Raw genomic sequence first — 23,074 nt, forward strand, 5'->3', positions numbered from 1 at the left:
TCTCGTGTCCCTGACGAGGCCGAAGAGCTGCTGAGGGGCCGCGTGCAGATCATCAATCTCTGGCGGCCGACCCGCGGCCCCTGGCGCGATTCTCCGCTTGCAATGGCTGACGGCACGACGGTCGCACCCGACGATCTCGTCGCCTCCGAGCTGATCTATCCCAACCGCCGCGGCGAAACCTATTCAGTGAAATACAACCCGAACCATCGCTGGTTCTATTTCCCAGGGATGACGCGGGATGAAGCGCTGCTGCTGAAGTGCTATGATTCCGCGGCCGACGGCCGTATCCGCTTCGGGCCGCATACCGCCTTTGTCGATCCAACTACGCCGACCGACGCACCGCCGCGCGAAAGCATCGAACTGCGCACGTTGGTTTTTCACAAACCGTAACAATGTGTGATGGCACTTCCGGTCTTGGACCGGCAGTGCTTGGGGAACTTCAGGGAACAGATCGACGTTTGCAGCGCCGGGCAGGGCCAACCCGGAGGGGTGCCGTGCGAGCTCTGACGACTTTATTGTTCTGTTTTGTCACCTTTTCTCTAGCGCATGCTGAAAACGGACTTGCCTCATATTACGGATACGGAAAAACCGCTGGGAACGGCGAGATGACCTGCGCTCACCGGACGCGTCCGTTTGGCAGCGTGCTCACGGTGTCCTATCGCGGGCGCTCGATCCAGTGCCGGGTCAATGACCGCGGTCCCTTCATTCGTGGCCGTATCGTCGACCTCTCCGTTCCCGCCGCCCGCGCGCTCGGCATGATGAGCGCCGGCGTGGTGCGGGTCTCCCTGCAATAGGCAAGCGTCTGCCGGCGAGCCCGCTATAATACCCCCAACCAAATGGCGAGGGGGCGTCGTAATGGCGAAGATCAGGGTGGGGCTCGTCGGCTGCGGCTTCGTGTCGGAGCTGCATATGCATGCGTTTCGGCGCGTCTATGGCGTGGATGTCGAAGTTGGGGCAGTGGCCGCGCGCGGCGACCATGTCGTCGAGTTCGCCCGCCGCCATCAGATCCCGCGCAGCTATCGCAGCTTTTCCGACCTGATTGCAGATGACGATATCGACGTCGTCGACATCTGCACGCCGCCCAATCTGCATGCGACGATGATCGTTGCGGCCATGCAGGCGGGCAAGCACGTGATCTGCGAAAAGCCCTTTGCCGGCTATTTCGGTCGCCAGGGCGACAAGCAGCCGATCGGGAAGCACGTGCCGAAGGCATTGATGTATGAGCGCGTGCTGGAGGAGATGGAGGCGACCCGCGCGGCCGTCGAACGTACCGGCAAGCTCTTCATGTATGCCGAGGACTGGGTCTACGCGCCGGCGGTGACCAAGACCGCGGAAATCATCAGGGCGACGAAGGACAAGATCCTGTTCATGAAGGGTGAGGAGAGCCACTCCGGCTCACATGCCGCGCACGCCGCGCAATGGGCGATGACCGGCGGCGGCTCGCTGATCCGTATGGGGTGCCACCCGCTCTCAGCGGTGCTGTACCTGAAGCAGGTCGAAGCGAAAGCGCGTGGCGAGACGATCAGCATCGCGAGCGTCACCTGCGACGTCGGCAACGTCACCGCCGGTCTCAAGCCGGAGGAGCGCACCTACATCAAGGCCAACCCGGTCGACGTCGAGGATTGGGGCACGCTCACCATCACCTTCTCCGACGGCACCAAGGCGACGGTGTTGTCCGGGGACATGATCATGGGCGGCGTGCGCAATCTGATCGAGACCTACACGAGTGGCGGCTCGCTGTTCGCCAACATCACGCCGAACACGCATCTGATGAGCTACCAGACCAGCGAGCAGAAGCTCGCCTCGGTTTACATCACCGAAAAGGTCGATCGCAAAACCGGCTGGCAATATGTCTGCCTCGAGGAGGAATGGACGCGCGGCTATTTGCAGGAGATCCAGGATTTCATGGAGTGCGTGGCGACCGGTCGGCAGCCGTTGTCGGATCTGGCGCTGGCGTTCGAGACCATCAAGGTGAATTACGCCGGCTACTGGGCCGCGGATGAGGGCCGGCGGGTGGTGTTGTGACGCTCCCGGCGGGGCCGCGGCGCGGGTGAGGGGGACTCTCCGCGGGTCCGTCTCTCACCGTCTTCGTGGAGACCCCCCTCACCCCAACCCTCTCCCCGCAAGCGGGTCGAGGAAGCGCAGTCTCGCCGTGGCCGCAAAATCCCTACGCCCCGTATGTCGATCCTTTCGGCAGCGGGAACACCGGGTCTTGTGTGCGAATATTCGTCGGCCACACCACCGAGATGTGCTCGCCGGCATTTTGCATCACGACCGGTGTCGAGCGCTCGTTCTGGCCGGAGAGCGGCGTGCCCGGTGGGAAGAATTTCACGCCGTAGCCCTGGATGGTGCCGCCCGCGGGGATATCGACGTCGAGCGCAGCCTTGCGGATCGCATCGGGCTCGAAGCTGCCGTATTTTTCCTTCGCCACCGGCAGCACATTGTTGAGCAGCACCCAGGTCTGGTTGAAGCCCATCGAGCAGTGTGGCGGCACGTCTGTCGCGCCGGTCTTCTGATAGCGCGAGACCATGGTCTTGATGAGATCGCCCATGCCGGGCGCGAGCTTCGAGGGGTCGAGCAACTGCGCCGGCACCGGGTCGATGTTGCAGAAATTGTCGATGTCAGCACCAAACGTCGCGCGCAGCTTGTCGAGCTGGCTGTAGCCGGCGCCGGCGCCGAACAGCATCTTGAAGCGCAGCCCGCTCTCGCGCGCCTGGCGCAGGAACAGCGTGATGTCGGGATTGTATCCGGCATGCGAGATCACGTCGGCCTTGGCGCGCTTGATCTTCGTCACGAGCACCGAGAGATCGGGCGCCGAGGCCGAATAGCCCTCCTTAAGCACGACCTGAACTCCAGCTTCCTTGGCGTAGGTCTCGTCGGCTGCGGCCACGCCCACCCCATAGGGGCCGTCCTCGTGGATCAGCGCGACCTTGACGTCCTTCGGGTCCATGCCGAGTTTGCCCTTGGCGTGCTCGGTGAGGAAGCCTGCGAAGGCCTGGCCATACTGGTCGGAGTGAATCTGCGCGCGAAAAACGTATTGCAGGTTCTTGTCCTTGAACACGGCGGTCGACACCGCGGTCGTGATCCAGAGGATCTTCTTCTGCTGTTCGACCTTGGCCGCGAGCGGGACCGCGTGCGCACTTGCATAGACGCCGTTGATGATGTCGACCTTCTCCTGATCGATCAGGCGTGTTGCCTCGTTGATCGCAACATCGGGCTTGCTCTGGGAATCGGCGGCGACAGGGACGATCTTGGTCTTGCCGCCGATGCCGCCCTTCTCGTTGACGAGGTCGATCGCGATCTGTGCGCCGATCGAGGAGGCGACCGAGCCGCCCGCCGCAAATGGGCCGGTCAGATCGTAGATCACGCCGATGCGCAATGTTTCAGCCTGTGCTTGGGCGCGCGTCCAATCGAGGCTGAGTGCGGCGGCGGCAGCCGCCGAGGTCTTCAGCAGCGCCCTGCGTGAAGTCGGCATCCTATCCTCCCTTTGAACCGTCGTCTGAGACGGGTTTTACGCTTGTTTTCGCGGAGTATTTGGAGGGGTGGCCGGAAAGTCAACATGCGTGGAGTAGGCAATTCGGACATGCCGCCGACCGGGATCGAGGTTGTTCGCATGATCGGCGCACGCCTCGCCCGACCGCCAAAGCCGCACTTTTCCCTGAGTCTCATTCTTTTTGCGCCGTGCCTCGCGACGAGGTCGCCGAAAGCCGACTGGCCCATCGCCGCCGTGGCTTGCCTGCTCGCCGCGCATCAAGCCTGCTGCGAACATCCGCTTGTCGGCCGTGCATTTTCTGCTGCGGCGGACGAGGCCGCAATGCCTCCCGCAATTGTGATGGTTAGCCGTGATCGCACGCAGCGCGCCGTGCGCTCCGACCGGCATTCTTCTTGTGCGCGTCGGAGGTTGCGTGCCATCCTAGCCGGGCAAATTGCATGGGAAGCCCAATTCCCGGCATGGCCATCGAGCCAGTTTTTAAGGGTTGGAACGCAAAACGCTCAAGGAGAAGGGACATGGAATGGACGCATCGTCTTGCAGGGCTGGCTTGCGCCGGTCTCCTGCTATCCCCGGTCAGTGCTTTGGCAGGCCCCAAGGTCGTGTCCGGTCCGGGCGCCGATCCCGGATGTTTCAAGCCTTGGTCCAGCCAGACCAAGTTCTTCCAGTGGGATAAGAAGCCGGGGCCTTACAAGATTGCCCTCGTCAACGGCTTCGTCGGCAACACCTGGCGCATCCAGATGGTGAAGACGGCGAAGGCCTTTGCCGAGCAGCCCGGCATCAAGGAGAACATCAAGGAGTTCAAAGTGGTCTCCACCGGCACCGATGTTGCAGCGCAACTCGGAGCGATGGAGGACTTCATCAATCAGGGCTTTGACGGCATCGTCACCATCGCGGTGGCGCCCGACGGTTTCGACCGCATCATCCGTCTCGCCGACAAGAACAACGTGGTGGTCGTACCCTTCGACAACATCCTCGACACCGACAAGGTGATGATGGTCAACGAGGACCAGAAGGAAATGGGCCGCATGTCGGCGAAATGGATCATGGATGAAAGCGGCAAGAAGTCCGGCGACATCCTGGAGGTGCGTGGCCTGCCCGGCAATTCCGTCGACCGCGACCGCCATCTCGGCTTCCGCGAGGTGATGGAAGCGCCCGGCAACAGCTTCAAGATCACCGAAGTGGTCGGCAATTGGGATACCGGCACCTCGCAGAAGGTGACGGCGGACGCGCTTGCGGTGCACGGTCATTTCGACGGCGTGTTCACGCAAGGCGGCTCCGACGGTACCGTGCAGGCGATGATGGCGGCCAAGCATCCCTTCGTGCCGATGTCGGGCGAGGGCGAGAACGAGTATCGCAAGCAGATCGCCGATCACGCCAAGGACGGCCTCAAGGGCATGTCCTACGGTCAGTCGCCGGCGCTGGTCGCCATCGCCATGAAGGCGGCGATCTCGGCGCTGCAGGGCAATCCCATGCCGCAGCTGATCTCGATCCCGATTCCGGTCGCGACCTACAAGGATCTCAAGGCCGGCACCAACTACTGGCCCGACCTCAGCGCGAACTTCTTCGCGCCGAACCAGTTCACGCCCTGCGGCGTGAACTTCACCGCGCCGGAGATCATGGCGCAAAGCGAAAAGAACACCCAGTGACAGAGCTGGAGATATCCAGCTTGCGGCCCGGCCTTGGCCGGGCCGCCGCTGCGTGAGGACGCCCCATGTCGGATGCATTCCTGACGCAAGGAGCCTTTCTCGAATTATCCGGCATTTCCAAACGCTATGCCGGCGTGCGGGCGCTCGAGGGCGTCGACTTCGCCTGCGAGCGCGGCAGGATCCACGCGGTGCTGGGCGAGAACGGCGCTGGCAAATCGACACTGATCAAGATCATCGCCGGTGTGGTGCAGCCCGACGCCGGTAGCATGCGCCTTGCCGGAAGCAATGTGAGCTTCGCGACGCCCTCGGCCGCCAACGCCGCCGGTGTGGTCTGCATCTTCCAGGAACTGTCGCTGATGCCCGACCTCTCGGTCGCGGACAACATCTCGATCGCCTCGCCGCCGCGTCGGTTCGGCCTGATCGACGCGCGGGCGCAACGCCGCCGCGCCGAGCAGCTGCTGGCCGAGATCGGGTGCGAGGACGTCAACCCGTTGATGCGCGTCCGCGACCTGCCGCTGTCGCGACGCCAGATCGTCGAGATCGCTAAGGCGCTCGGCAAGAAGCCGCAGCTTTTGATTCTCGACGAGGCTACCTCGGCTCTCACCAGCGCCGACGTGGAGAAGGTCTACGCGATGCTGGCGCGGCTGAAATCCGAGGGCGTCGCGATCTTGTACATCTCGCACCGCATGCATGAGGTCGAGGCGCTCGCCGATCGTGCCTCGGTGTTCCGCAACGGGCGCCATATCGAAACCTTCGATAAGGGCAGACGCTCGACCGCAGAGATCGTTCAGCTCATGATCGGTCGCGACATCACGGCTCAATACCCTGCCAAGCCGGCCCGTACCTCGGTGAAGCCGATGTTGGCGCTCGACAACCTGTCCTGGGAAGGTCGTCTCGACCGCATATCGCTCCGCGTCGGCGCCGGCGAGATCATCGGTCTCGGTGGCCTCGACGGCCAGGGCCAGAAATCCCTGCTGCTTGCGCTTTTTGGCGTGCTGCGCGGCATCTCCGGGCGCATTACGGTCGAAGACCGCGAGGTGCGGCCAGGCTCCCCGGCAGCTGCGAAGTCGGTTGGCATTGCACTGGTGCCTGAGGATCGCAAGACGGAAGGCCTGATGCTGCCGATGTCGATATCAGACAATCTGGTGATCGCCTCGCTCGACGCAATCTCGACCGGCCCTCTTGTCGACCGCGCCAGGGAGAGCGAAGCCGTCAGGCGCGCCATCGCCCGGCTCCAGATCAAGATCGGCGCGGCGAGCGATGCGGTCTCGACGCTCTCGGGCGGCAACCAGCAGAAGGTGGTGCTCGCCAAATGGCTGATGACCGAGCCGCGCATCATCCTGCTCAACGATCCCACGCGCGGTATCGACGTCGGCACCAAGCAGGAGCTTTACCGGCTGATGCGCGAGCTCGCCGATCAAGGCGCCGCCATCCTGTTCTACTCGACCGACTATGACGAGCTGATCGGCTGCTGCGATCGGGTGGCAATCATGTATGATGGCCGTATCGTGCGCGAGCTCGAAGGCGATGAGCTCACCGAGACCAATATCATTGCGAGCGCGCTGAACATCGATGCTGCAGCGCCGGCCGGTGCCGGAGCGGTCCATGCTTGACGATGTTGCCATCCGCGTCCGCCAGAACATTAGCATTGTCACCGCCATCCTGTTGTTCTGCGTCCTCTACGTGCTCTACAACCTCGCGCATCCCAAGGGCTTCTCCTCGGCGGTGCTGGTCCAGAACAGCGACGAGATCTTTGCGCTGGCCATGCTGGCCATGGCCCAGACCGTCCCTGTGCTGGCGTCGGGGCTCGATCTCTCGGTCGGCGCCGTCATGACCATGGTGGGATGCTTTGCGAGCTATCTGCTCACGGGGACGGCAGGAGGCACGCCGCTGCATCTCGATATCTTCGGCCTGCAGCTGTTCCTCGGTACATTTCCCGGTGGCGTCAGCGGCATCCTGCTGGGGATCGTCGTATGCCTCGCCATCGGCGCCCTCGCTGGCTTGGTCAACGGCTGCGTCGTCGTCTATGGGCGCATCCAGCCGATCATCGCCACGCTCGCGACCGGTGCGGTCTATATCGGCATCGCGCTGTTCCTGCGGCCGACGCCGGGCGGCAAGATCGACGAGGATCTCAACTGGGCGCTGACCAATTCGCTCGGCGATTTCGCAGCGACCGTGCATTTCTTCGACGATGGCGCCGCAAGCTGGTTTGCACCGTTGGCCTGGATCCCGGTGCCGTTCGTGCTGCTGGTCCTGATCGCGCTCCTGGTCTGGGTGCCGTTCCGCCGCTCGGTGCTCGGCCGCGCCGTCTATGCGGTCGGCTCAGCCGAAGGGGCGGCCTATATGTCGGGACTGCCGATCGACCGCGCCAAGATCGCGGCCTTCACGCTTGCCGGCTTCTTCGCCGGCTGCGGGGGCCTGTTCCTGGCCATCCAGACCTCCTCGGGCAATGCCGACATTCCGCAGGCCGGCGCCTATACGCTCAACTCCATCGCCTCCGTCGTGATCGGCGGCACGTCGCTGCTCGGTGGCACCGGCAGCGCGATCGGCTCGATCTTCGGGGCTATGATCCTGCGCGTGATCTCCTTCTTCTTCCGCATCTTCGATATTGCGCCCCTGCTGCAACCGCTGTTCGAGGGCCTGATCCTGCTGGCGGCGGTCAGCATCGGCGCGCTCGGTGTCCTGCGCGTCAAGAATACGTTGGAGCTGTTCCGATGACGTCGGCCTCTCTCAGCCTCTCGCGCGACGACCGCCCGATCCTGATTGCAGCGCTCTTCATCCTGGTCATCCTGGTGGCGGGCACCGTCTACACCTTCGCCCGTTTTGGCAGCGCGCCGCTGCTGTCGCCGACCTATCTGCTACAGCAGCTCCAGATCGGCGCTTTCCTCGGCATCGTGGCGGCCGGCATGATGATCGTGATCCTGATCGCCCAGATCGACCTGTCGGTGCCGTGGACGCTCGCAGCCGCCGCGATGATGGCGACGTCGATTGGCGGTCCGCTCGCCATTCCCGTCGGGCTCGGGATCGGGCTTCTGGTCGGGCTTGTCAACGGCATCGGCGTTGCCTATCTGCGCGTGCCCTCGATGATCTTCACACTGGGCGTCAACGCGGTGATGCGCGGCCTGATGGTCGCCCATACCGGCGGCTACGCGCCGCAGACGGCCGCCACCGATTTGATGCGGACGCTCGCCGCCGATCGCACGCTCGGCATTCCCAACGCCTTGTTCGTCTGGGCCGCGGTCTCGGTGCTGGTCGCCGCCATGCTCCAGCGCACGGCACTCGGCCGTTACATCTATGCCATCGGCAACAAGGAAGCGGCGGCGTATCTGGCCGGGGTCGACACGCGTCGCGTCACCGTGATCTGCTTCGTGATCTGCGGGGTTGCGGCCGCGCTCGCCGGCGTCCTGCTGGCAGGCTATTCCACAAAAGCCTATCAGGGCATGGGCGACGCCTATCTGCTGCCGTCGATCGCGGCAGTGGTGATCGGCGGCACCAACATTTTGGGCGGCCGCGGCCGCTATCTCGGCACGCTGATCGGGGTCGTGCTGATCGTGCTCCTCAACAGCGTGCTCTCGATCATGGACATGCCCGAAGCCGGCCGGCAGGTGATCTACGGTCTCGTCATCATCTTCATGCTGCTGGTCTATGGGCGCGGCGAACGGGTCACGAGCTGAGGCACAACTGATCGATACGAGCCGAGGGGTGCCCACCTCTCCCTACGGGAGAGGTGAACCCAGATGATCGATCGTACTTAATTTCATCCCGCTTTAGCCTTCCAGCTCAGCGTAACGTTGCCACCACAAGCGCAATGGCTATCAAAACCCGTCGTCTCGTCACTGGCTTTCTCTCTACACCGCAGCCCGCGTATTCAGATAGATCGAATACAGCGAGGTCTGGCCGCAGATGTAGAGCCGGTTGCGGCGGGGGCCGCCGAAGCAGACGTTGGCGACGATTTCCCCGACTGGGACCGTGCCGATATGCGTGCCGTCAGGCGCGTAGCAGAAAACGCTGCGGCCGGCCGACGTCCAGATGTTGCCATGGATGTCGCAGCGGAAGCCGTCGTAGAGGCCCTCGGGACAGGTGGCGAACAGCGTGGCGTCTCCGGTCGTTTGCTGTCCTTCCACCTTGTAGGACCAGATCGTTGCGGGCAGGCCAGGGACATGCGTGGCGCCGGTGTCGGCGACGTAGAGCAGCGTCTCGTCGGGCGAGAAAGCCAGCCCGTTCGGCTGCACCCGGTCGGATACGACGCGCGTGATCTTTCCGGTGTTGCCGTCGATCCGGTAGACGTTGCTGGTGCCGATCTCGGAGGGGCTCTGCTGTCCCTCGTAGTCGCTGTCGATGCCGTAGGTCGGATCGGAGAACCAGATCGAGTCGTCGGCCTTCACCACAACGTCGTTGGGCGAGTTCAGCCGGCGGCCGTCGAACTGGTCGGCCAGCACGGTGATCGAGCCGTTATGCTCAGTGCGGGTGACGCGCCGCATGAAATGCTCGCAACTGACCAGCCGTCCCTGCCGATCGACCGTATTGCCGTTGGAATTAAAGCTGGGCGAGCGGAACACCGAGACCGATGCATCGGTCTCGTCAAACCGCATCATTCGGTTATTGGGAATGTCGGACCAGACGAGGTAGCGGCCGGCTGGGAAATAGGCCGGGCCTTCGGCCCAGCGGCAACCGGTGAAAAGCTTCTCGAGATTGACATGACCGATGACCAGCCGCTCGAAGCGCGGGTCGTGGGTGACATAGGGGAGCATGGGTCCTCCGCGATGAGCCGCAGGTTCTGAAAATTGCCCGCGTGCCGCTTCCTGTCACTCTGATCGACCTTGCCAGATTTGCAAGTGGCGTTTCAGACGTGGATGCCCGGGGCGAGCCGGGCATCACAAACCTGTGGAGGCCTACCGTCCGGCCTTTACTGCGACAGCTTCACGAAATTGGGAAACTTGAGCGTTCCTTCCGCGATGGCCTTCGGCCAGACCGTGATCTGCTTGCCGTCCTGCCACTGAAACACCAGACCGGTCACGGCGCCGGGCCCGGACTTGATGCCGTGTGTGAACTCGTCATTCTTGCCGTAGAACTGGATGCGGCCGATCGTGCCCTCGAAGTCCGTCTTCTCGAGCTCGGTGACCAGCTTGTCCGGATCGGTCGAGCCCGCACGCTTGATCGCATCCGTGATGATGTAGACCTCGTCATAGGCGGTATAGCCGGTATAGGCCGGCGGCGTGCCGAACTTGGCTTTGAAGCCCGCCGCGAACGGTTTGGTCTTCGGCGTCACCGCGACGTCTGGCGTCGCGACCGCCAGCGACGGCACGCCGTCGGCCGCGCCGTTGGTGTCGTTCCAGAAGGTCGGGCTCAAGGCCTGCGCGCTGATGCCGAACATCGGGATCGGCACCTGCTGGTTCTTCCACTGCACGGTCGGCTGCACGCCGACATGCGAGATGCCGGTGACGATCACGTCCGGCTTCTTGCTCTCCATGTTGTTGAAGATCGGCGTGAAGTCGGTGGTGTCAGGCGAGAAACGCACATGCTCGACGACTTTGAGGCCGGCCTTGGGCAGACAGGCTTCGTAGCCGATGTCGAGCGGCTTGGTCCAGGCCGCGTCCTCGCTCATGATGGCGACTGTCCTGAACTTGAGTTGATCGACGAGCAGGTCCTTTGCGGCATCGCAGACGAGCTGCGCCTGCGCGGCGGAGGTCAGGTAGCCATGGAACGTATATTTGTTCTTCTCGTAGTCGTTGTGGATCGCCTTGGTGATCTCGTTCGACGCAGCGCCCGGCGTGATCAGCGGCATCTTCAGCCGCGCCGCCCAGGGCTCCAGCGCCAGAACGACTTCGCTGATATAGCTCGCGATCACCGCGGACACCTTGTCCTCGCTCACGGCGCGCTGGAAGGCACGCACCGAATCGGCCGATGAGCTCTTGTTGTCATAGGTGACGATCTCGACCTTGCGGCCGAGCACGCCGCCCCTGGCGTTGATCTCGTCGGCGGCGATTTGCGCGCCGCCCGGCGTCGCAGCACCCGCGATCGACTGTACCTCGGCGATGACGCCGATCTTGATGGGGTCACCGGACTGCGCGTAGGCAGGCGCCGCGAGGCACAGCGCCAGTGCGGAGGCGAGAAGAAGGTTGCTGCTAAGGCACTTCGATACTGGCATGCTTGTCTCCCTTGCTGTGTTTTATTGTCGTTATGGCAATCGTCAGAGATATCCGGCGCCGGCCTCCGCCGCGAACCGCCCGGGATCGCCCTCCCAGACGATCCGTGCATGCTCGAGCACGTAGACGCGGTCGGCGTGGGGAAGGGCGAAGGTCACGTTCTGCTCGCCGAGCAGCACCGTGATCGACGTGGTCTGCCGCAGCTTCTCCAGCGCCTTGGACAATTGCTCGAGGATGACGGGCGCGAGCCCCAGCGTCGGCTCGTCCAGGATCAGGATTTGCGGCTGCATCATCAGCGCGCGGCCGATCGCGAGCATCTGCTGCTCGCCGCCGGACAGCGTCTGCGCCAGCTGTCCCTGGCGTTCTTTCAGGATCGGGAACAGCTCGAACAGCCAGGCGAGTTGCGCCCCGCGCGCCGCGTCGGTCAAATGCTGGCCGCCGAGATCGAGGTTTTCGCGCACCGTCATCTCGCCGAACAGTTCGCGCGATTCCGGGCATTGCACGAGGCCGCTGCGCGCGATTTTCGCCGCGCTCGTGCCCCGCAGCTTCTCGCCGCTGCGCAGGATCTCGCCGCCATAGGGCAGGAAGCCGGAGATGGTGTTGAACAGCGTGGTCTTGCCGGCGCCGTTGAGGCCGACGATCGAGACGAACTCGCCCTCATGGACGTGGATCGAGACGTTCTCCAGCGCCTGGGCCTTGCCGTAAAAGACGCTGACATTCTCGACCTGCAGCAGCGGGACCTTGTCCTTGAAGCTCGTCTCGGGCCGCGCATGGGTCTGGATCGCGCCGCCGAGATAGACCCGCCGTACGGTCTCGTTCTTCATCACCTCGTCGGCCTTGCCGGTGACGATCTCCTCGCCGAGGTACATCGCGAGCACGCGGTCGACGAGCGCGGCGACGCTCTTGACGTTGTGGTCGACCAGCATCACCGCGCGGCCCTCATCACGAAAACTGCGGATCAGGTCGGAGAAGACGTCGACCTCGGCCCGCGTCAGGCCGGCGAAGGGTTCGTCGACCAGCACCACCTTCGGGTCGCGTGCGATCGCCTTGGCAAGCTCGAGCCGGCGCAGATCGGCAAAAGGCAGCGTCGGCGGACGTCGGCTCATCACGGCGCCTAGCCCGACGCGGTCCGCGATCCACTTGGCGCGTTCAACCAGTGCCTTGTCGGGAAACAGCATGAACAGGCTGTCGGGCAGCAGAGCCACCATGATGTTCTCCAGCACGGTCTGCCGGTTCAGCGGCCGTGAGTGCTGGAACACCATGCCAAAGCCCTTGCGCGCGATCTTGTGCGCGGGGAGACCTGCAACGTTCTCGCCCTCGAACACGACTTCGCCGGCAGTTGGGCGCTCGATCCCCATCACGCTCTTCATCGCAGTGGACTTGCCCGAACCGTTCGGCCCGATCAGGCCGAAAATCTCGCCGCCGTTCACCTCGAAGCCGAGGTTCTTTACCGCCGTCAAGCCGCCGAAGCGTTTGGTGAGGCCGCGGACTTCGAGCACAGGCCTGTTTGCAATCTTCTGATCCATCACGAGCGCGCCTCACGCGAGAGGGCTGCTCCGAGGAAGCCGCCGGGGAAGAACAGCACGACGAGGAGGGCGACCGCCGAGACGATGAAGGTCGCGAGCTCGCCCGTCGGCCGCAAAAATTCGCCGGCGACGATCAGGAAGATCGCGCCCAAGGCAGCGCCGAGCACGGTGCGCCGGCCGCCGAGCACCGCCGAGACGATGACGTTCACGCCGACCGCGACGTCGACCACGGTGCCGACGGAGGCGGTGCCGAAGTAGAACACCAGCAGTGCGCCGGAGAGACCGGAGAAGAACGCGCTGACGACAAAGGCGGCGAGCTTGTGCTTGACGATGTTGAAGCCGAGGGCGCCGGCCTGCACCGGGTCCTGGCCGCTTGCCTGGAGCACGAGCCCGATCGGTGATTGCGACAGGCCGTAGAGGATCGCGGCCGAGATCGTCATGAAGCCGAGCGCGATCCAGTAGTTGGCGCCGGCGTTGATGGTGATGACATCGGGGATCGTGAGCCCGATCTCGCCGCCGGTGAGATCGGCGAACACCACGACGAAGTTTTGCAGCATCAGGACCGCGACCAGCGTGGTCAGGCCGAAATAGGGGCCGCGCACCCTGAGCGCCGGCAGCGCCAGCACGAGACCGGCGATGACGGAGGCGAGCGCGCCGAGCACGATGCAGAGATAGACCGACCAGCCGAACTGGTTGTTGAGGATGCCGGCCGTGTAGGCACCGACGCCGATCAGGAAGGTGGGCCCGAAGTTGACCTCGCCAGCGAAGCCGAACAGGAGGTCCCAGGCCATGGCGAAGACGCCGAAATAGAAGGCGACGGTGAGCAGGCCGAGGACATAGCCGGAGACGTAGAGCGGCAACGTCGCCGCGATCAGGACGAGCGCGAGCGAGACGAAGAACAGGCGCGAGGTGAAGAAACCGGACATCTCAGCGCCTCCCCAGAAGGCCCTGGGGCCGGATGTACATGACGACCACCAGAAGCAGCAGCGCCGGAATGGTGCGATAGGCGGGCGAGACCAGATAGGCCGTGATGGTTTCGAGATATCCGACGACGAAGGCCGCGATCAGCGAGCCGGAGACGCTGCCGAGGCCGCCGAGCACCACGATCGAGAACGCGCTCGCCGTGAGCGGGCCCACGCTGTAGGAGCTGACCCCCAGGAACATCCCGAGCAGCACGCCCGCAATGCCCGCCAGCACGCCGTAGATCGCCCAGACCACGATGTAGATGTTGGTGAGCTCGAGGCCGAGCAGGGTGACGCCGCGCGGATTCATCGAGGCCGCCAGCACCGCCTTGCCGGTGCGGGTGCGGTTCACGAGCAGCCAGAGCAGGGCGATGACGAGGCAGCACACGACCGCGGTGAAGATCTCGTTGCGCGGCGTGCGGACGCCGAGAATGTCGACGACGCCCTCGACGATCGGCAGCACGGTCTTGGCGTTGTTGGTGAAGAAATAGGCGATCAGCTCCTGGATCATGATGCCCCACAGCAGCGTGCCGGTGAGGACGAAGATCTCCTTCTCCTCGTTGGGGATACGGCGGGAATCCTGGATCGGCTTCACCACCGCGAAGTAGGTGGCAAAGGCGGTGACGAGGGCGACGGCCACCCCGATCAGCGCGCCGGAATAGGTGTCGACGTGCAGGATGCTGGCGGCGGCCCAGGCCGCCACCGCTGCGGCCACCATGATGGCCCCGTGGGAGAGGTTGAGCACGCCGGAGACGCCGAAGATCAGGGTGAAGCCGGTTGCACCCAGAGCGTAGAGGGCGCTGATGGCAAAGCCATCGATCAGGATCTGGAATGCTTGCATCTACGATTGGCAATCTGGTGTTTGAAAGGCAGTCTCGCTGCCTCTTTGGAGGAAAGGTGCTGCGTCCGCCGCATGTGAAAGCTCCCGGGAGTTGGCCCGGGAGCTGTTCTGATCAGTTCGTGGTGAGCTTGATGAAGCTCGGGAACTTGACGTCGGTCTTGGCGACGTCCCTGGGCCAGACCGCGATCTGCTTGCCGTCCTGCCATTGCAGCATCAGCCCGGTGATCAGGCCCTTGCCGTATTTGATCGAATGGGTGAACGGATCGTCCTTCCCGTAGAACTGGACGCGGCCGATGGTGCCTTCCCAATCGGTCTTCTCCAGCGCATCGACCAGCTTGTCGGCGTCGGTCGAGCCCGCCCGCTTCACGGCGTCGGCGATGTAGTAGACCTCGTCATAGGCGGTGTAGCCGGCATAGGACGGATAGTTGCCGTACTTCTTCCGGAAACCTTCCGCGAACGGCACCGACTTCGGCGTCACCGCGACGCCGGGGCCGGAGACGCCCTGGTAGAGCACGCCTTCGGCCGCCTGGTTGGTGTCCTTGCCGAACGTCTCGTTGGTCGCCTGCGAGGCGATGCCGAACATCGGGATCGGCACCTGCTGGTTCTTCCACTGCACCGTCGGCTGCACGCCGACATGCGAGATGCCGGTGATGATCACGTCCGGCTTTGCGCCCTCGATCTTGTTGAAGATCGGCGTGAAGTCCGTGGTGTCGGGCGAGAAGCGGATGTGGTCGAGCACCTTCAACCCGACCTTGGGCAGGCATTCCTCGTAGCCGACGTCGAGCGGCTTGGTCCAGGCGGCGTCCTCGCTCATGATGACGGCCGACTTCATGTGCATCTTCTCGACCAGCAGGTCCTTGGCGGCGTCGCAGACCGAGAGCGCCAGCGCGGCCGAGGTCAGGTAGCCGTGGAAGGTGTACTTGTTCTTCGCGTAATCGGCGTGAACGCTCTTGCTGATCTCGTTGGAGGCGGCGCCCGGCGTGACGAACGGCGTCTTCAGGCGCGAAGCCCAGGGCTCCAGCGCCAGCACCACCTCGCTGATATAGCTTGCGATGACGGCGTTGACCTTGTCCTCGTTGACCGCGCGCTGGAATGCGCGCACTGAATCAGCCGAGGAGGAGTGATTGTCGTAGGAGATGATCTCGATCTTGCGGCCATCGACGCCGCCCTTGGCGTTGATCTCCTCAGCGGCGAGCTGCGCGGCCTGCGGGATCGATGCGCCGGCGATCGCCTGCGCCTCCGCGATCACGCCGATCTTGATGGGATCTGCTGCCAGCGCCGCGCCTGACCCGGTGATCAGTGCGCCGAACGCTGCCGCACCGAGGAATATCCGCAATGCACCAGGGAGTCTGTTTTTCACGTTGTTTCTCTCCTCTTAAAACAAGCCTCTTTTGAGCTATTGGGCGCGACTATAACGGCGAGGTCAATCTCGGCAAGTGAAACTGCATTCCGAATTGTGAGAGCCGGACTAAAGTCTAGCCCTGCGCAAATAGAGTGCAGCGAGGCTCGCTGTAGGCATGCAGATTCTGCTGACGGGCATGCATTCGCGTCCACCGCGAGGCGCAAGGCGCTCGCGACGCGAGCATGCACGGACCGACGCCCGCCCTCGATCACGAGATGCGAAGGCGGTCGCCCGGCCGACATTGTCGGGATAACGTCGCCCTGCGCAGGAAGGTCCTATTGATGGCTCAACTCGTTCAATGCCGCCTCGTCAACGAGCCGTTTGCCGATCCCGGACTGCTGGTCGATTTCAGGTTCGGGCGGCGCGCCATGTTGTTTGACCTTGGTGATCTGTCTTCTCTGGCCAATCGGGAATTGCTGCGCATCAGCGATATCTTCGTCAGTCACCGTCACATGGACCACTTTGCCGGCTTCGATCAGTTGCTGCGGGTCAGGCATCATCAGCCGGGCCGTTTGCGCGTGATAGGACCGCCCGGTCTCATCGCGGGCATCGCCGGCAAGCTGGCGTCGTATAGCTGGAATCTGCTGAACGAGGAGTCGCCGGGCTTCGAGATCGCTGCCGCTGAATTCTGTGATGGCCGGCTCGGCGACTGGACCGGCTTCTGCGCGAAGCGGCAGTTTCGCAGCTCGCCGCTTGACGAGCCATCCGTTGCACCGGGGCTGGTGTTTGCGAATGGCGATCTCCGGATCGAGGCTGCGACGCTCGATCACGGGATTCCCTGCCTTGGATTTGCGTTGCAGGAAACCCTGCGCGTTAATGTCTGGACATCCGGGCTCGCGCAGCTCGGCCTTCAGGTGGGCCCCTGGCTCAATGCCGCAAAGAGCGCGGTGCGGAAGGGCGCACATGAGGACGCATTGATCGAGATCGACGGCGCCCGGACGATCCCGCTGGGCGAGCTGACCCGGCACGCGCTCAAGGTCGCGCCCGGGCAACGCGTCGCCTACGTGACCGATGTTGCCTTCACCCCGGCCAACGCCGAAAAGATCGTCGCGCTCGCGCGTGGTGCCGATCACCTCTTCATCGAGGCGGCGTTTGCCGGTGATGATGCGCAACTTGCTTCCGAGCGCCTTCACCTGACCGCGGCGCAGGCCGGATATCTCGCGCGGGAAGCAGGCGTTAAGCGGATGACCACGTTTCATTATTCTCCGCGCTATCTGGAGACGCCGGATCGGCTGCGGAATGAGGCGGAAGCTGCTTTCTCCGGCCAATCTAGGCCGGCTTGAGCAATGCTCGGGCTCGCGATCAACGCGCTTGCAGCAGCGACGGATCGAGTGGCTGGAGCCGGGCAGGATCGAACGGCGCTAGATCGACGTTGCGTGCTGCGCCCTCAGTGATCAAGTCCGCCAGCGCTTCGCCGGTCACAGGCGCATTGAGGATGCCCCAGACATTATGTCCGGTTGCAACGTAAAGGCCTTCGCTGGTCGGCACTCTGCCGATCAGCGGCAGGCCGTCCCGCGTGACCGGGCGGAAGCAGGCCTGCTGCGCGATGATCCTGTCGGCGCGAAAGGCCGGCGACAGCCGTTCGGCGATCGCTTGCAGGCGATCGATGGCGTCCTGGTCCGGCGTCACGGCCGCGGGGTCCACTGGCAGCGGTGCGACGTCCGAGAATGCTGTGATCAGCGTGCTGCCATCCGCGCGCGGAAAAACCTCGATCGATATTGCGCCGCCGCTCTCGTCATACTCCAGGAACAGCGCCTCGGCCGGGACCTCCGTGCCGGTATCGTACACGATGCTCGGACTTCGCTGGCCGTACACGGCGGGCAGCCGCATCCATTGGGTCGCCAGCAGCGACCATGGTCCCATGGCGACGACAATGGCATCCGCCTCGATGACGCCGCCATCGATCCCGACGCCTTTCACGGTCGTACCATTCGCATCGCGCGCGATGCCGGTGACGCGACCCTGGCGCAGCGCGGCGCCCTGCGCGAGCGCCGCGTTCATCATGGCCGAGGTGAACTTGCGCGGATGGACTATGGCCGTCGTATCCGTCGTGCCGAGCCGGTGCGCGATCACGACGCCATTGCACAGCCAGCCGAGCGCGGAGGGCGTGTCACGCTGCGCCTCATCGCCCGCAACGAAGCCGCCATAGGCGGTCATACGGCGGTAGGCCCAATCGCCCGCGACCTCGTGCGGCAGTTGCGCGTGAAGCGCAAAGCTGCGCCGCGCCAGCGCATCGAGCGGCGTGCCGGCGCACCAGTCGAGCGCCAAAAATCCGCCGGCCTTGCCGGATGCCGCAGCGGCCACCTCGGTCCTTTCGACGACGATGACATCGACGCCGCGGCGGCTGAGGAAATAAGCGGTGCAGGCGCCGATCACGCCGCCGCCGCAGATGACAACGCGCATGGCGTCTCCCCTGGCAATCCGGTCACGCATCAAAGCGACTACCAAGACAATTCGGCGCCGGCGGGGCACGCCGGCGCCTCGTCGTGATCCGGCTCGCGCTGCTTCAGCCTGGCGCTGCGCCCTGCGTCGCGGTGTAGACGGCGTAGAGCGACTGGCTCGCGGCCATGAACAGGCGGTTGCGCTTGGGACCGCCGAAGCAGACGTTGCCGCATACCTCCGGCAGGCGGATGCGGCCGAGCAGCTTGCCTCCCGGCGACCACACCGTCACGCCACTATAGCCGACGGCGCGCCCTGCATTGCTGGAGGACCAGACATTGCCGTTGACGTCGCAGCGCACGCCGTCCGGCCCGCACTTCACGCCGTCGATCACGCAATCGGTGAAGAGCTTCTGGTTTGAGAGCTTGTTATCGCTGCCGACGTCGAACACGTGGATATCGCCCTTGCCGCCCGCACCTGTGTCGCCCGGACCCTTGCCGGTCGAGACGACGTAGAGCTTCTTGAAATCGGGCGAGAAGCAGAGGCCGTTGGGATCCGGCACCTGGTCTTCGCTGACCACGAGGTCGATGCGGCCAGTGGGGTCGATGCGATAGCAATTGGTCGGCAGCTCGCGCTTGCCCGGCGCGAAGCCGGCGGGCTGTCCGATCCGCGGATTGAGCTTGCCGCCGGCATTGCTCGGGCCGCCCGGGCCGTCAGGCTCGCCCTCATAGAGCTGGCCGCCATAGGGGGGGTCGGTGAACCAGTAGCTGCCGTCTGGATGGGCGACGACGTCGTTCGGCGAGTTCAGCTTCTTGCCATTGTAGGAATCGCAGAGCACAGTCGCGGTGCCGTCGTGCTCGTAGCGCGTGACACGGCGGGTGAGATGCTCGCAGGAGAGCTGGCGGCCCTGGAAGTCGAACGTGTTGCCGTTGGAGTTGTTGGAAGGCGCACGGAACACGCTGACGCGACCGTCGTCCTCGGTCCAGCGCATCTGCCTGTTGTTGGGGATGTCGCTCCACACCAGATACCGGCCCTGTGCGCTCCACGCCGGACCTTCGGCCCACAACAACCCCGTATACAGGCGCTTGATCGCCGTGTTGGGTTGCGCAAGGCTTTCGAACGACGGATCGACCGCGATGACATCGGGATCAAAGAAATAGGTGGTCGGCGCGCCGTTCGGACCGAAATCGCGCGGCGGCGTTGTGATCGTCGTCGGCGGCGCCGCCGGCGCGTTCTGCGCCAGCGCGGCGCCGGCGCCCGTCATTGTGGCGCCTGCAGCGATCGCAAGGCCCTGGACGAGTGATCGTCGTGAAAGCGTGGTCTCCGGATCGCGCTGTTGGGAATCGCACAGTTGGCGTGTCATTGCTTCCTCCCGGTGGGGTTCGCCGGCCGGTTGATCCCGGCCGAGCAACTTCAGGTTAGTCCGGCCCGCGGTCCGTTTCGAGAGCGAGCACCATTCAACGCGCGGAAAAAAGGCGTGCAGCGCAAGACGATATGATCCGCTCCAACAAATTGCTGTCACAAAGCCCTCGCGCCGGACCATCCGTCGTGGAGCCCGGGCAATGAGTTCCCGCATTCGGTAAACGTTATTGACGTGTTGGCGGGGCGCTCTCAAGAAAAAAACAAGCTGATCTAAAGCTAAAACCAGATCGGATCTTGCATCTTTTTGCGTCGTTCCGCCGACCAATGATGGAGGCAGTCTCCTTCGACAGGCCGGTATCGAGCAGGAGCGAAAGAACCAAGACCAAGTATCGAGCCGCTGATGAGAGCTCGGCCGACCTCGGTGGTCCAAGACGGCGACAGAATGGGCCTGTTCTGTGCAGCTTGGTCATAACGATGGTGCACCTATGAGACGACGGGATTTCCTACGGTTTGTCGCCGGCGCCGCGGCTTGGCCTGCCGTTGCGCGCGCGCAAGGAGCACGAAAGGTCTACCATATCCTTTGGTTATCCACCGGCTCCGAACCAGATCCGTTCCTGGACGGATTTCGCGAGGGGCTGCGCGCGCTGGGATATGTCGAGGGCAGGAATTTCACCCTCGTGAAATACTATGGAAATCAAGCTGCATTGCGCCCGGTCATCTCCGAATTGAGACGCGGCGACGTGGATCTTGCGGTGTCCAGCGGTCCCGCGACGCGCGCCATGACGACAGTCAAGGACATCCCCGTCCTGTTCGCGCTGAGCGGGGACCCCGTCGCGTTGGGCGTGGTCAAGAGTCTCGCACAACCCGGCACCAATTTCACCGGCAGCACGTTTCTTTCGCTCGAATTGGCCGGCAAGCGCGTCGAATTGCTCAAGGACATCTATCCAAGGCTGCGAAGGCTCGCGGTGCTTTCCAACACCGACCATCCCGGGGAACCGTCGGAATGGCACGCCACGCTGCAGACGTGCACCGGCCTCGGTATCAAGCCCAGCTATATTCCTTTCGCTGGCGCAGGCGAGCTGAACAACGCGCTCGAAGAGGCGAGCGGTGAGGACGTCGATGCCATGCTCGTTTTTCCTGATGTTGTGACGATGGTCGACCGGGCAAAACTCGCGGAGTTCGCGCTGGCGCACCGGCTGCCTTCGATGTTCGGCTGGTCCGAGTATTGCGAAGCCGGTGGTCTCCTGAGCTACGGCGCCAATCAGCGCGCGACCTACCGTTGGCTGGCGAGCTATGCCGACCGGATCCTGCGCGGCGAAGATCCTGCCGCTCTTCCCGTTATGCGGCCGGAAAAATTCGAACTGGTGATTAATCTCAAGACAGCTCGGCTCCTGGGCATTGAGTTGGACACGTCCGCCATACTGTTTCGCGCCAACAAGGTTATCGCCTGAGATCGAGATGTCGGAAGGGTCTGCGCAAGAATCCTTGACTGGCTACCGTGGGAGAACGAGCCCGCGTCGCTCTCTCTTTTACAAGTACTTCGTCACTCTGTTTGTCGCAGCGCTCGTGCCTCTCGTACTCGGTGCGGCAGTGGAAGCGTCGTTCGGCTATCGAGACCAGCGCCGCCATATCAGCGAGGTCCTCCAGGCTGAGGCTCGCGGCGCCGCAAGCAGAATAGAGGCGTTCACTGACGAGATTCGCGACCAATTGGGCTGGGTCGTGCAGTTTCCCTGGCTGCAGGGGGACGATGACCTGCACCGTATCGACGCGCTGCGCCTGTTGCAGCAGGTCCCCGCAATCGTCTCCGTTTCGCTGCTCGACGAAACAGGAACCGAACGGGTCTTCGTGTCCAGGCTGCGTCTGAACAGGACGGGCCGGGGCGTCGATATGTCTGCGGATCCCGCGGTCATCGGCGCGCGCGCCAATAAGGTCTGGTACGGTCCAGTACAGTATCAGCACGAGTCCGAGCCCTATATGAGGATCGCGGTTGCCGGAAATCTTCCGGCGGCTGGAGTTGCCGTTGCCGAGGTGAATCTGAAGCTGATCTGGGATGTCATTGCCGCTATCAGAATCGGCAACACTGGCCACGCCATCGTGGTCGACGATTCCGGACACCTGATCGCCCATCCTGACATCAGCCTGGTCCTGCGCGGACGTAGCGGCTCCGAGGACTTCGGCCGGATCAGACATCTTTTGGGCACCACGAGTGGGCGCGCGGTCCTGACCGGAGACAGGGGCAGGCCGGTTGTTGCGCTTTCGGTGCACGTTGCCGAAGTCGGCTGGACGGTGATTGCCATGCAGCCGGTCCTGGAGGCGTTCGCATCGATCCGCGCAGCATTGTGGCGTTCGTCTCTTCTCATCGTCCTCGGCCTGCTGATCGCACTCGCGCTGGCCTATTGGCGGGCGCACCGCATGTCGGGTCCGATCAAGCAGTTGGAGGAGGGGGTCGAGCGGATCGGTACCGGACAATTCGCGCACCGCATCAGGATTTCCAGTCGCGATGAATTGGAGCAGCTCGCCGTCCGCTTCAACGAGATGGCATCCGAGTTGGCGATCTCGCAACAGAAGTCCGTCCGCATCGACCGTCTGAAGCAGTTTCTCGCGCCACAAGTCGCTGAATTGGTCGAGCACTCCGACGAACTACTCGAAGGACGGCGGCGCGAGGTTGTCGCGGTCTTTGGTGATTTGCGCGGCTTCACCGCCTTCTCCGCGCGCGCCGAGCCGGACTCCATCATGACAGTCCTGCGGGAGTACTATGCAGCGGTCGGGGCGGTCACGACCCGCCATGAAGCGACACTGATCCGCTTTGCCGGCGACGGAGTGATGCTGCTCGTCAACGCGCCGGTTGCCTGCGACGACCCAGCGAACCACGCTGTTCGGCTCGCGATCGATCTGCAGGTGGCGGTGCAGTCAGTTGCGGGAAAGTGGTGCGCCGCCGGCCATGCCATCGGTTTCGGTGTGGGCATCGCGATGGGAATGGCGACGGTTGGCACCGTCGGCTATGAAGGTCGGCTCGACTACACCGCCCTGGGCAACGTCGTTAATCTGGCGTCCCGGCTGTGCGGCCTCGCAAAGGACGCGCAAATCCTGACCGATCCGGTGGTCGCCGAAGGAGTGAGAGATACCATTCCCCTTCTTTCGGTCGGAAGGCAGATCATCAAGGGATACGATCAACCCTTGGAGATATTTGCTGTCGTACAAACCGATATGCCTCCGAAGCACCCGGATTCCGAACCACGTCAGATGGAAATCGAAACCTTGTGAAGCCTGGCCTCCATAGCGCGGCGGCCCGCGCTTGCCCGTTGACACACGGCGGC

18 protein-coding genes and 1 pseudogene are annotated in these 23,074 nt (G+C 63.7%); 10 read left to right on the top strand and 9 right to left on the bottom strand.

The features are described from left to right. Window positions 1-6: 6 nt before the first annotated feature. The 3 genes and pseudogenes from QA640_RS12720 to QA640_RS12730 form a co-directional block, all read left to right on the top strand. A pseudogene (locus QA640_RS12720) lies at window positions 7-390 on the top strand (CmcJ/NvfI family oxidoreductase); the annotation flags it as partial. Window positions 391-494: 104 nt separating this feature from the next. Beyond that, window positions 495-794 (top strand): septal ring lytic transglycosylase RlpA family protein, encoded by a 300-nt coding sequence (locus QA640_RS12725; RefSeq protein ID WP_283040967.1) that lies wholly within the window; start codon window positions 495-497, stop codon window positions 792-794. Between the two features lie 61 nt (window positions 795-855). Next, complete coding sequence (locus tag QA640_RS12730) at window positions 856-2,025, top strand: Gfo/Idh/MocA family oxidoreductase (protein ID WP_283040968.1); 1,170 nt, start codon at window positions 856-858, stop codon at window positions 2,023-2,025. A 142-nt stretch (window positions 2,026-2,167) separates the two neighbouring features. Here QA640_RS12730 and QA640_RS12735 read toward each other — a convergent pair whose 3' ends face one another. Beyond that, the gene (locus QA640_RS12735; protein ID WP_283040969.1) at window positions 2,168-3,475 is read right to left on the bottom strand and encodes an ABC transporter substrate-binding protein; all 1,308 of its coding nucleotides are present in this window, start codon (window positions 3,473-3,475) and stop codon (window positions 2,168-2,170) included. A 533-nt stretch (window positions 3,476-4,008) separates the two neighbouring features. Between QA640_RS12735 and QA640_RS12740 the strand changes: the two genes are divergently transcribed. From QA640_RS12740 to QA640_RS12755, 4 genes are all read left to right on the top strand, one after another. Continuing rightward, a complete protein-coding gene (locus QA640_RS12740) occupies window positions 4,009-5,139 on the top strand; it encodes a sugar ABC transporter substrate-binding protein (protein ID WP_283040970.1) in 1,131 nt (376 codons plus the stop codon). Between the two features lie 65 nt (window positions 5,140-5,204). Beyond that, entirely contained in the window at window positions 5,205-6,752 is a 1,548-nt protein-coding gene (locus QA640_RS12745) for a sugar ABC transporter ATP-binding protein (RefSeq protein WP_283040971.1), read from the top strand. Then, complete coding sequence (locus QA640_RS12750; RefSeq protein ID WP_283040972.1) at window positions 6,745-7,857, top strand: ABC transporter permease; 1,113 nt, start codon at window positions 6,745-6,747, stop codon at window positions 7,855-7,857. The genes QA640_RS12745 and QA640_RS12750 overlap by 8 nt, the downstream gene beginning before the upstream one ends. Continuing rightward, window positions 7,854-8,813, top strand: a complete 960-nt coding sequence (locus QA640_RS12755) for an ABC transporter permease (RefSeq protein WP_283040973.1) — start codon at window positions 7,854-7,856, stop codon at window positions 8,811-8,813. The genes QA640_RS12750 and QA640_RS12755 overlap by 4 nt, the downstream gene beginning before the upstream one ends. 174 nt (window positions 8,814-8,987) lie before the next feature. Here the strand turns inward: QA640_RS12755 and QA640_RS12760 are convergent, their stop codons facing one another. The 6 genes from QA640_RS12760 to QA640_RS12785 form a co-directional block, all read right to left on the bottom strand. Continuing rightward, the gene (locus QA640_RS12760; protein ID WP_283040974.1) at window positions 8,988-9,890 is read right to left on the bottom strand and encodes an SMP-30/gluconolactonase/LRE family protein; all 903 of its coding nucleotides are present in this window, start codon (window positions 9,888-9,890) and stop codon (window positions 8,988-8,990) included. Window positions 9,891-10,045: 155 nt separating this feature from the next. Next, window positions 10,046-11,287 (bottom strand): ABC transporter substrate-binding protein, encoded by a 1,242-nt coding sequence (locus QA640_RS12765; protein ID WP_283040975.1) that lies wholly within the window; start codon window positions 11,285-11,287, stop codon window positions 10,046-10,048. Between the two features lie 42 nt (window positions 11,288-11,329). Continuing rightward, window positions 11,330-12,811 carry an ATP-binding cassette domain-containing protein gene (locus QA640_RS12770; RefSeq protein WP_283040976.1) on the bottom strand — a complete coding sequence of 494 codons (1,482 nt, stop codon included), beginning with the start codon at window positions 12,809-12,811 and terminating at the stop codon, window positions 11,330-11,332. Then, window positions 12,811-13,737, bottom strand: a complete 927-nt coding sequence (locus QA640_RS12775) for a branched-chain amino acid ABC transporter permease (protein WP_283040977.1) — start codon at window positions 13,735-13,737, stop codon at window positions 12,811-12,813. The genes QA640_RS12770 and QA640_RS12775 overlap by 1 nt, the downstream gene beginning before the upstream one ends. Window position 13,738: 1 nt before the next feature. Next, complete coding sequence (locus QA640_RS12780) at window positions 13,739-14,614, bottom strand: branched-chain amino acid ABC transporter permease (protein WP_283040978.1); 876 nt, start codon at window positions 14,612-14,614, stop codon at window positions 13,739-13,741. Between the two features lie 112 nt (window positions 14,615-14,726). Then, the gene (locus QA640_RS12785) at window positions 14,727-15,944 is read right to left on the bottom strand and encodes an ABC transporter substrate-binding protein (protein ID WP_283042781.1); all 1,218 of its coding nucleotides are present in this window, start codon (window positions 15,942-15,944) and stop codon (window positions 14,727-14,729) included. Between the two features lie 353 nt (window positions 15,945-16,297). On the opposite strand from QA640_RS12785, the gene QA640_RS12790 reads away from it, so the two are divergent. Continuing rightward, window positions 16,298-17,299 (top strand): MBL fold metallo-hydrolase, encoded by a 1,002-nt coding sequence (locus QA640_RS12790; RefSeq protein ID WP_283040979.1) that lies wholly within the window; start codon window positions 16,298-16,300, stop codon window positions 17,297-17,299. 19 nt (window positions 17,300-17,318) lie between these two features. Here QA640_RS12790 and QA640_RS12795 read toward each other — a convergent pair whose 3' ends face one another. Next, window positions 17,319-18,419, bottom strand: coding sequence for an FAD-dependent oxidoreductase (locus tag QA640_RS12795; protein WP_283040980.1), 1,101 nt, complete (start codon window positions 18,417-18,419; stop codon window positions 17,319-17,321). Between the two features lie 103 nt (window positions 18,420-18,522). After that, on the bottom strand, window positions 18,523-19,758 hold the full coding sequence (locus QA640_RS12800; RefSeq protein WP_283040981.1) for an SMP-30/gluconolactonase/LRE family protein: 1,236 nt from the start codon (window positions 19,756-19,758) through the stop codon (window positions 18,523-18,525). A 484-nt stretch (window positions 19,759-20,242) separates the two neighbouring features. On the opposite strand from QA640_RS12800, the gene QA640_RS12805 reads away from it, so the two are divergent. Continuing rightward, window positions 20,243-21,208 (top strand): ABC transporter substrate-binding protein, encoded by a 966-nt coding sequence (locus QA640_RS12805; RefSeq protein ID WP_283040982.1) that lies wholly within the window; start codon window positions 20,243-20,245, stop codon window positions 21,206-21,208. 7 nt (window positions 21,209-21,215) lie between these two features. Beyond that, window positions 21,216-23,021 (top strand): adenylate/guanylate cyclase domain-containing protein, encoded by a 1,806-nt coding sequence (locus tag QA640_RS12810; protein WP_283040983.1) that lies wholly within the window; start codon window positions 21,216-21,218, stop codon window positions 23,019-23,021. Window positions 23,022-23,074: the final 53 nt, after the last annotated feature.

Origin of the sequence: Bradyrhizobium sp. CB82, from assembly GCF_029714405.1 — a bacterium.
Taxonomy (GTDB): Bacteria; Pseudomonadota; Alphaproteobacteria; order Rhizobiales; family Xanthobacteraceae; genus Bradyrhizobium.